General features: G+C 69.9%; 3 protein-coding genes, 1 tRNA gene and 1 rRNA gene. 4 read left to right on the top strand and 1 reads right to left on the bottom strand.

Annotated features, from left to right (window positions below; all coding sequences use genetic code 11):
• Positions 1-160: 160 nt before the first annotated feature.
• The 3 genes from rrf (at position 161) to ACWGIS_RS19800 (ending at position 1,214) form a co-directional block, all read left to right on the top strand.
• Positions 161-277 (top strand): 5S ribosomal RNA (gene rrf, locus ACWGIS_RS19810).
• A 114-nt stretch (positions 278-391) separates the two neighbouring features.
• On the top strand, positions 392-1,054 hold the full coding sequence (locus ACWGIS_RS19805; protein WP_453363734.1) for a DegT/DnrJ/EryC1/StrS family aminotransferase: 663 nt from the start codon (positions 392-394) through the stop codon (positions 1,052-1,054).
• A gap of 84 nt (positions 1,055-1,138) precedes the next feature.
• Positions 1,139-1,214 (top strand) — tRNA-Thr (locus ACWGIS_RS19800).
• Between the two features lie 84 nt (positions 1,215-1,298).
• On the opposite strand, the gene ACWGIS_RS19795 is transcribed toward ACWGIS_RS19800, so the two are convergent.
• A complete protein-coding gene (locus ACWGIS_RS19795; protein ID WP_453363726.1) occupies positions 1,299-4,046 on the bottom strand; it encodes a SpoIIE family protein phosphatase in 2,748 nt (915 codons plus the stop codon).
• A gap of 342 nt (positions 4,047-4,388) precedes the next feature.
• Here ACWGIS_RS19795 and ACWGIS_RS19790 point away from each other — a divergent pair, with 342 nt between their 5' ends.
• On the top strand, positions 4,389-9,884 hold the full coding sequence (locus ACWGIS_RS19790) for a HAMP domain-containing protein (protein ID WP_453363725.1): 5,496 nt from the start codon (positions 4,389-4,391) through the stop codon (positions 9,882-9,884).
• The last annotated feature ends 50 nt before the right edge of the window (positions 9,885-9,934 follow it).

Raw genomic sequence — 9,934 nt, 5'->3', positions numbered from 1 at the left:
GGTTGATAGGCCAGATCTGGAAGGCGGGCAACCGCTGGAGGTGACTGGTACTAATAGGCCGAGGGCTTGTCCTCAGTTGCTCGCGTCCACTGTGTTGGTTCTGAAACCACGAACAACCGTCGTAGCCATGCCACGGCTCCGGTTGACAGTTTCATAGTGTTTCGGTGGTCATAGCGTGAGGGAAACGCCCGGTTACATTCCGAACCCGGAAGCTAAGCCTTACAGCGCCGATGGTACTGCAGGGGGGACCCTGTGGGAGAGTAGGACGCCGCCGAACAAATTGTGAAAGAGCTGGTCCCCGAACTTCGGTTCGGGGACCAGCTCTTTTTTGTTGTGCGTCACTTGTCGTTCACGTTGCGCGACCACCATCCGAGGCATGGGTACTGCTGCAATGCTCAGGGCCGCGGGTGTCGGAGCCGGTGACGAGGTCATCGTGCCGGCCTTCGGAAACGTCGAGGTCGCCGAGGCCGTCACCCTCACCGGGGCGACGCCCGTGTTCGCCGACATAGACCCGACGACGTACTGCCTCGACGCCTTCGCGGTCGATTACGCCGTGACCTCGCGGACCGCGGCCGTCGTCGTGGTGCACCGGTTCGGACGGCCAGCTTCCCTCGCGCCCCTGCACGCGCTCGGGCAGCGGCACGGCCTCCTCGTCCTGGAGCACGGCGAGTCCGAGGCGCCGTACGACGAGATCGCGCAGCGCAGGGCGCGGGCCGGCTACCTCGACTCCCGGCTCAGCGGGGTGCGGACACCCGACGGCGGTGACGGGCACACCTACCAGCAGTACGTGGTGCGCGTGCCCGGTAACGGGCGGCCGGACCGGGACGCGTTCGCGCGAGCGGTGCGGGCCAGGGGAGTCGACTGCCGGGTGCCCGTGAAGACGCCGGTGCACCGCATGCCCGCCTTCCGCCGGGACGTCTGCCTCCCCGAGACCGAGAGGGCCGCGGACGAGACGCTGGCGCTGCCTGTCGACGCCTTCCTGACCAAGCGCGAGATGCAGCGCATCGTGTCCTCGTGCAATGCACTCGGGGGACTGCTTCAGCCCGCCTTCTGAACCGGCCGGACTGGTTGGGACCACCCCGCTGTTCGGGGTATGATCTATTCCGTTGCCGCGAGGGAAACCTCGAAAAGGCGACCGGCCCCCCTAGCTCAGTCGGCAGAGCGTCTCCATGGTAAGGAGAAGGTCAACGGTTCGATTCCGTTGGGGGGCTCCACAAGAAAAAGGCCTCCGCCCATTCGGGCGGGGGCCTTTTCTCGTTGGCCGGACTTCCGGGACTCCGGAAATCCGGGCCTTTCGGTCAGTCCTTCTGGAGTCCCGGAACACGCATCGCGAGAATCGCCATGTCGTCGGACGGGGCGTCCGAGGCGAACCGCTCCACGGCGCGCATGATGCGGGCCGCCACCGCGCCGGCCGTCAGCCCCGTGCAGGTGGTCAGGACGTCGGCCAGGCCGTCGTCGCCGAGCATGCGGGTGCCCTCACGGCGTTCGGTGACCCCGTCCGTCACGCACAGGAGGACGTCGCCGGGATCCAGGGTCACCGTCTGCTCGTAGAGCTCCAGGTCGTCCATGACGCCGAGGAGCGGCTGCGGTTCCGCGGCCGGCTCGACCGTGCCGTCCTGGCGCAGGCGCAGCGGCAGCGGGTGCCCGGCGCAGACCACCTTGAGCACCGCCGAGCCGTCCTCCTGGGGCCACAACTCGCCGTACAGCAGGGTGAGGAAGCGGCTGCGGGCGCCCTCGTCGAGGATCGCGGAGTTCAGGCGCTCCAGGACCGCCGGGCCGCCGAAGCCCTCGCGGGCCAGCAGGCGCAGCGCGTGCCGGGCGAGGCCGGTGACCGCCGCCGCCTCCGGGCCCGTACCGCACACGTCGCCGATGGCGAAGCCGTAGGCGCCGTCGCGGATCGGGAAGACGTCGTAGAAGTCGCCGCCGACCTCGTTGCCCTCGCCGGCCGCTCGGTAGATGACCTCGACCTCGACGCCGTCGATCACGGGGAGCTCGGGCGGCAGGAGGCTGCGCTGGAGGGACTGGCTGATCGCCGTGCGCTCCGAGTACAGGCGGGCGTTGTCCAGCGCGAGGGCCGCCCGGCGGCTCAGGTCCTCGGCGAGCTCCAGGATCTCCTGGCGGAAGTGCTCGTCCGACGGCTTGCCGAGGGTGAGCATGCCGATGACGCGGTTGCGGGCCACCAGGGGCAGCACGACGGTCTCGCCGCCGACCGCCGCGGCCGTCGCGAGAGTCGTGCCGATGCCCGAACCCGACGAGGGGGACTCGCCCAGGCCGAGGCTGCGCATGGAGGTCCGCAGCGCCGCCTGGTGGGCCGCGTCGGCCGGGGCCGACCAGACGCGGGCGCCCGGCGTGGGCACCGGGTCCGGCGGGTCGATCTTGGAGAGCAGCGCCTTGAGGCCGTCGATGCGCTCCTCGTCCTCATGCAGGACATACGAGAGGTAGGGGTCGGACGACTGGTCGGCGATCGTGTAGACGGCGCACCAGGTGGCCAGGGTCGGGACCGTCATCTGGGCCATGAGGGCCAGCGTCTGGTCGCGGTCCAGGGTGCCGGCGAGGAGGTCGGAGGCCTCGACGAGGAAGGACAGCGAGCCGCGGCGCAGGCGCTCCAGTTCGCCGAGACGGGCGGACTCGACGGCCAGCGCGATGCGGTCGGCGGCGAACTGCAGGCGCAGCGCCTCCTCGTTCGAGTACCGGCCCGGCGCCTCGGCGGCGACACCGAGGGAGCCGGTGAGGCGCCCCTCCACCTTCAGCGGGACGGTGACGACGGAGCGCATCCCGGTGCCGTTGAGCAGCGGGACGGCGCCCGGGACGGCCGCGAGGTCGTCGTGGACGGCCGGCATGCGGGCGGAGCCGTAACGGCCGGGGCCGGCTTCGACGGGGACGCGGGCGAAGCGCTGGCGGGCGGAGGGCAGGCCGGTGGAGGCGCGTACCTCCAGTTCCGTCTCGTCGTCGGTGGCGAGCAGCAGGAAGGCGGAGTCGGCGTCGAGCATGTCGCGGGCGCGCTCCACCGTGCGCTGGAGGAGGCCGTCCAGGTCGTCCGGCGCGGGGGAGCCGATGAAGACCTCGAACGGGTCGGTGGTCTGGCCCTCGGCCATCGTGCCCGAGTCGGGGGAGGCGCCGCGCAACGGCGTCTGCAGGACGGCCCGTTCGTGGTTGCGCACCAGGAGGCAGACCGTCGAGGGTTCGCCCTCGGTGTCGCGGACGCGGAGGTGGGAGGCGTACACCGCGGTCACGCGGCCGTCGGCGCCCCGCAGGCCGTAGCTGCCCTCCCAGCGCGAGAGCTGGAGGGCCTCGACGATGCCGGTGCTGGTGCCCGGCGTGTGCGGCCAGGCGGCGAGGTCGGTCAGCGGTTTGCCGGTGACCTGCTCGGCCGTGTACCCAAAGAGCTCCTCGGCGTCCTCGTTCCACGCGGTGATGGCGCCGACGCGGTCGATCTGGACGACGGCGACGCGTACCCGGCCGTCGGCGAGCGGCAGGAGGGCGGCGGGCAGGGACGGGCCGGCGGTGCGGGTGCCGACCGCGCGCTCGGGCAGGTCGAGCTGGAACCACACCTGCTTCCGGGTGGGCGTGTAGTCGACGCCCCAGCGGTCGGCCAGGGCGGCGCAGAGCTGGAGGCCGCGGCCGCCCTCGCGGTCGGGGCTGCCCATGTCGGCGACGGAGCCCTGGAGTGGGATCTCGCGTTCGGGGTAGCGATCCGCCACCTCGATGCGTACGCCGTCGTCGCTGCGCAGACACAGGACGTCCGCGGACGTGCCCGCGTGCACCACGGCGTTCGTGACCAGTTCGCTGGTGAGGACCACGGCGTCGTCGACGACATCGGCGAAGCCCCAGCCCTGGAGGGTGTCACGGACGAAGGCGCGGGCGGTCGCGACCGATCGCCCCAGGGGCTCGAAACTGGCGGCCGCGCGCGCGGTGATCACAGAACTCCTTGTCCGGTTCTCGGCGTGCACGGATGCGGGCTCTACTCGCTCCTGCCGGGGCAGGGGCTGGTTCCCCGTCGGCCGGGGATCCCGGGGTGCTTCCCCGGGATGCAGTCCGGTGGTCATGGTGCGGCGCCCCTCCGATGCCTGCCCGCTCGTGCTCGTGCCACCGCCCAGTCCGGACGGAACCGGCGTGGCTGGACAGCCGCATGCAAGGTTACTTACCTTCGCCGTCCGCGCGGATGCCGGTCGCCAGTGTTTCCGTCCAGAGGGTGTGCGGACGATGTGCGAAGCTGCCGAACTGTTATGGCCTGGTTCGGTCGGGGTGAAACACTGGGCAGGCTCCATGGGAAGGTCCGGGCAGGCAGAGGGCCTTCCGAGTGTGCCGGGCGGAGGCCCGTCCGGCAGACCGAGTGGAAGTACTGAGCACGCAGAGCAGTAATGGTCGACCCCTGCGGGAGGGACACAGTGGAGTCTGGCGCAGCGACGCGGGGCACGAAGACGCGCGCGAAAGGCGGACAGTCCCCGAGCAACGAGCGGAAACCGAGGGGTGGGACCACCGCGGTGGACACGGCTGCCCTGAACCGGCTGCTGACGGCCCTGGTCTCGATGCGGGACGGCAACTTCCGCAAGCGGCTGACCGTCTCGGGCGACGGCGTGATGTCCGAGATCGCCGCCGTCTTCAACGAGGTGGCCGACCGGAACCTGCACCTCACGGGTGAACTGTCGCGGGTGCGGCGCATGGTCGGGCGTGAGGGCAAGCTGACGGAACGGCTGGAGACGGGGGCCTGCGAGGGTTCCTGGGCGGCCGCGATCGACGCGTCGAACGCGCTGGTCGACGACCTCGTACGGCCGGTCTCCGAGGTCGGCCGGGTGCTGTCCGCGGTGGCCGAGGGCGACCTGTCGCCCCGTATGGAGCTGCGGGCGCAGGCGCCGGACGGGAACGGGCACCCGCTGCGCGGCGAGTTCCTGAAGGTCGGGCGCACGGTCAACAACCTGGTCGACCAGCTGTCCACGTTCACCGACGAGGTGACGCGGGTGGCCAGCGAGGTGGGCACCGAGGGCAAGCTGGGCGGGCAGGCCCGGGTGCGCGGGATGTCCGGTTCGTGGAAGGACCTCACGGACTCGGTCAACACGATGGCGTACCGCCTGACCGCGCAGGTGCGGGACATCGCGCTCGTCACGACGGCGGTCGCCAAGGGTGATCTGTCCCGGAAGGTCACGGTTCACGTGGCCGGCGAGATGCTGGAGCTGAAGAACACCGTCAACACGATGGTCGACCAGCTGTCCTCCTTCTCGTCCGAGGTGACGCGGGTCGCCCGCGAGGTGGGCACGGAGGGCGAGCTGGGCGGCCAGGCCCAGGTGCCCGGTGTGGCGGGCGTGTGGAAGGACCTCACCGATTCGGTGAACCTGATGGCCGGCAACCTGACGGCCCAGGTGCGCGGGATCGCGCAGGTGACGACGGCGGTCGCCAGTGGTGACCTGTCGCAGAAGGTGACGGTGTCGGCGCGCGGCGAGGTCGCGCAGCTCGCCGAGACGATCAACCAGATGACCGAGACGCTGCGCACGTTCGCGGACGAGGTCACCCGGGTGGCGAACGAGGTCGGCGGCGAGGGACGGCTCGGCGGCCAGGCGAACGTGCCGGGGGCCGCGGGCACGTGGAAGGACCTCACCGACTCGGTGAACACGGTCTTCCGGAACCTGACCACGCAGGTGCGGGACATCGCCGCGGTGACGACGGCGGTGGCGAACGGCGACCTGTCGCAGAAGGTCACGGTCGACGTGGCCGGTGAGATGCTGGAGCTGAAGAACACCGTCAACACGATGGTCGACCAGCTGTCGTCCTTCGGTGCCGAGGTCACGCGGGTGGCGCGGGAGATCGGCGTCGAGGGCGAGCTGGGCGGGCAGGCGCAGGTGCCGGGCGCGGCGGGTACGTGGAAGGACCTCACGGACTCCGTCAACACGGCGTTCCGCAACCTCACCGGGCAGGTGCGCAACATCGCGCAGGTGACGACGGCGGTGGCGAACGGCGACCTGTCGCAGAAGGTCACCGTCGACGTGTCCGGCGAGATGCTCCAGCTGAAGAACACCGTGAACACGATGGTGGACCAGCTGTCGAGCTTCGCGGACCAGGTGACGCGGATGGCCCGGGACGTGGGTACGGAGGGCCGGCTCGGCGGTCAGGCCCGGGTGGACGGAGTCTCCGGTACGTGGAAGGAACTCACCGACTCCGTCAACTTCATGGCGGGCAACCTCACCTCGCAGGTGCGGCAGATCGCCCAGGTGACGACGGCGGTGGCGCGGGGTGACCTGTCGCAGAAGATCGACGTGGACGCGCGCGGCGAGATCCTGGAGCTGAAGAACACCATCAACACGATGGTCGACCAGCTCTCCGCCTTCGCGGACCAGGTGACGCGGGTCGCCCGGGACGTGGGCACGGAGGGCCGGCTCGGCGGTCAGGCGCAGGTGCCCGGCGTGGCCGGTGTGTGGCGCGACCTGACCGACTCGGTGAACGGCATGGCCGGCAACCTCACCGCGCAGGTCCGCAACATCGCGCAGGTCGCGACGGCGGTGGCCCGCGGTGACCTGTCGCAGAAGATCGACGTGGACGCGCGCGGGGAGATCCTGGAGCTGAAGAACACCCTCAACACGATGGTGGACCAGCTCTCGAACTTCGCCGAGCAGGTCACGCGGGTGGCCCGCGAGGTGGGTACGGAGGGCATGCTCGGCGGGCAGGCCGAGGTGCAGGGTGTCTCCGGCACCTGGAAGGACCTCACCCAGTCCGTGAACTTTATGGCGAACAACCTGACCATCCAGGTCCGCAACATCGCCGAGGTCACGACCGCCGTCGCCAAGGGCGATCTGTCGAAGAAGATCACCGTCGACGCCAAGGGCGAGATCCTCGAACTCGTCACCACCGTCAACACGATGGTCGACCAGCTCTCCAACTTCGCGGAGCAGGTGACCCGGGTGGCCCGCGAGGTGGGCACCGAGGGCAACCTGGGCGGCCAGGCGCGGGTGCCGGGGGTCACGGGCATCTGGAAGGACCTCAGCGACAACGTCAACGTGATGGCCAACAACCTGACCAACCAGGTGCGGAACATCTCGCAGGTCGCGACGGCCGTGGCCAACGGCGACCTCACCAAGAAGGTCACGGTGGAGGCGAGCGGCGAGGTCGCCCAGCTCGCCGACACCGTCAACACCATGGTGAAGACGCTGAGTTCGTTCGCCGACCAGGTGACCCGGGTGGCCCGCGAGGTGGGCACGGACGGCATCCTCGGCGGGCAGGCGCGCGTGCCGGGGGTGTCCGGTACGTGGAAGGACCTCACCGAGTCGGTGAACGGGATGGCGTCGAACCTGACCGGCCAGGTACGCAACATCGCGATGGTCACCACGGCCATCGCCAAGGGCGATCTGACCAAGAAGATCGACATCGACGCGCGCGGCGAGATCCTGGAGCTCAAGACGACCATCAACACGATGGTCGACCAGCTGTCGTCGTTCGCGGAGGAGGTCACCCGTGTCGCCCGCGAGGTGGGCACCGAGGGGCAGTTGGGCGGCCAGGCGCGGGTGCGGGACGTCGACGGCACCTGGCGCGACCTCACCGAGTCGGTGAACGAGATGGCCGGGAACCTGACCCGGCAGGTGCGTGCCATCGCGCGCGTGGCGACCGCGGTGACGCGCGGCGACCTGAACCTGAAGATCGACGTGGACGCCTCGGGCGAGATCCAGGAACTGCAGGACTACATCAACAAGATGATCGCCAACCTGCGCGACACCACCATCGCCAACAAGGAGCAGGACTGGCTCAAGGGCAACCTGGCGCGCATCTCGGCCCTGATGCAGGGGCGCCGCGACCTCGACGACGTGGCCTCCCTGATCATGAGCGAGCTGACCCCGGTCGTCTCCGCGCAGCACGGGGCGTTCTTCCTGTCGATGCCGCTGATGGACGGCAAGGACGCGGCCGGCCAGGACGAGGAGGCGTACGAGCTGCGGATGCTGGGGTCGTACGGCTACTCGATGGGCTCCATGCCGACGTCGTTCCGGCCCGGCGAGGCGCTGATCGGGACGGCGGCGCAGGAGAAGCGCACGATCCTCGTGGAGAACGCGCCGAGCGGCTATCTGAAGATCTCCTCCGGGCTCGGCGAGGCGCCGCCCGCGCAGGTGATCGTCCTTCCGGTGCTCTTCGAGGGCACGGTGCTCGGGGTGATCGAGCTGGCGTCGTTCACGCCGTTCACGCAGATCCAGAAGGACTTCCTCAACCAGATCGCCGAGATGATCGCGACGAGCGTCAACACCATCTCCGTCAACACCAAGACGGAGGTGCTGCTCAAGCAGTCGCAGGAGCTGACCGAGCAACTCCGCGAGCGGTCGGCCGAGTTGGAGAACCGGCAGAAGGCGCTCCAGGAGTCCAACGCCGAACTGGAGGAGAAGGCCGAGCTGCTGGCCCAGCAGAACCGCGACATCGAGGTGAAGAACACCGAGATCGAGGAGGCGCGGCAGGTCCTCGAGGAGCGGGCCGAGCAGCTCGCGGTGTCGATGCGCTACAAGAGCGAGTTCCTCGCCAACATGTCGCACGAGCTGCGTACGCCGCTCAACTCCCTGCTGATCCTGGCCAAGCTGCTCGCTGACAACGCGGACTCCAACCTCACGCCGAAGCAGGTCGAGTTCGCCGAGACGATCCACGGTGCGGGCTCCGACCTGCTCCAGCTGATCAACGACATCCTCGATCTGTCGAAGGTCGAGGCGGGCAAGATGGACGTCTCGCCGACCCGTATCGCCGTGGTGCAGCTCGTCGACTACGTGGAGGCCACGTTCCGCCCGCTGACCGCGGAGAAGGGGCTCGACTTCTCGGTACGGGTCTCGCCGGAGCTGCCCGCGACGCTGCACACCGACGAGCAGCGCCTCCTCCAGGTGCTGCGCAACCTGCTGTCCAACGCGGTCAAGTTCACCGACTCGGGAGCGGTGGAGCTGGTCATCCGGCCGACGGGTGCGGACGTCCCGGTCGCCATTCGGGAACAGCTGCTGGAGTCCGGCTCGCTGCGGGACCCGGACGGCGACCTGATCGCCTTCTCGGTGACCGACACCGGCATCGGGATCGCCGCGAGCAAGATGCGGGTGATCTTCGAGGCGTTCAAGCAGGCGGACGGCACGACCAGCCGCAAGTACGGCGGCACCGGTCTGGGGCTGTCCATCTCGCGGGAGATCGCGCGGCTGCTGGGCGGCGAGATCCACGCGCAGAGCGAACCGGGGCGCGGCTCGACGTTCACGCTGTATTTGCCCCTGTACCCGAGCGAACTGCCGCCGCAGGGCTACGGGCAGCTCGCGCCCCCGCTCGGCGCCGGGGAACTGCTCGCCTCCGAGGCGGAGCCGGCCGGGCCTGGCATCGAGACGCCGGCCGAGGTGAGGTCGTACCAGGACACCCAGAACGGGCCCGCCGCGCTGTTCAGGCGGCGCCGCAGGGCGGTGCCCGCCGCCGAGCAGCGGCCGGGGCTCACCGGGCCGTCGGCCGCCGGGCAGGGGCAGGAGCAGTGGCAGGCCGACGGGCAGCAGGAGGCGGCTCCGCGGCCGCGGTCCGGCATCCGGTTCGACAGCGAGAAGGTGCTGATCGTCGACGACGACATCCGCAACGTCTTCGCGCTCACCAGCGTGCTGGAGCAGCACGGCCTGTCCGTGCTGTACGCCGAGAACGGCCGCGAGGGCATCGAGGTCCTGGAGCAGCACGACGACGTGACGGTCGTCCTGATGGACATCATGATGCCGGAGATGGACGGGTACGCGACGACCACGGCGATCAGGAGGATGCCGCAGTTCGCGGGTCTGCCGATCATCGCGCTCACCGCGAAGGCGATGAAGGGCGACCGGGAGAAGGCCCTCGAGTCGGGTGCCTCCGACTACGTGACGAAGCCGGTCGATCCCGATCACCTGCTGTCGGTGATGGAGCAGTGGATGCGGGGGCAGTGACGTGCGGGCCGCTACGCGGTGTCAGCGCCCGGCGCCCGAAGGCGGGCGGC

Source organism: Streptomyces sp. NPDC054842 (assembly GCF_053611025.1).
This window is presented reverse-complemented; position numbering and strand designations above follow the sequence as displayed.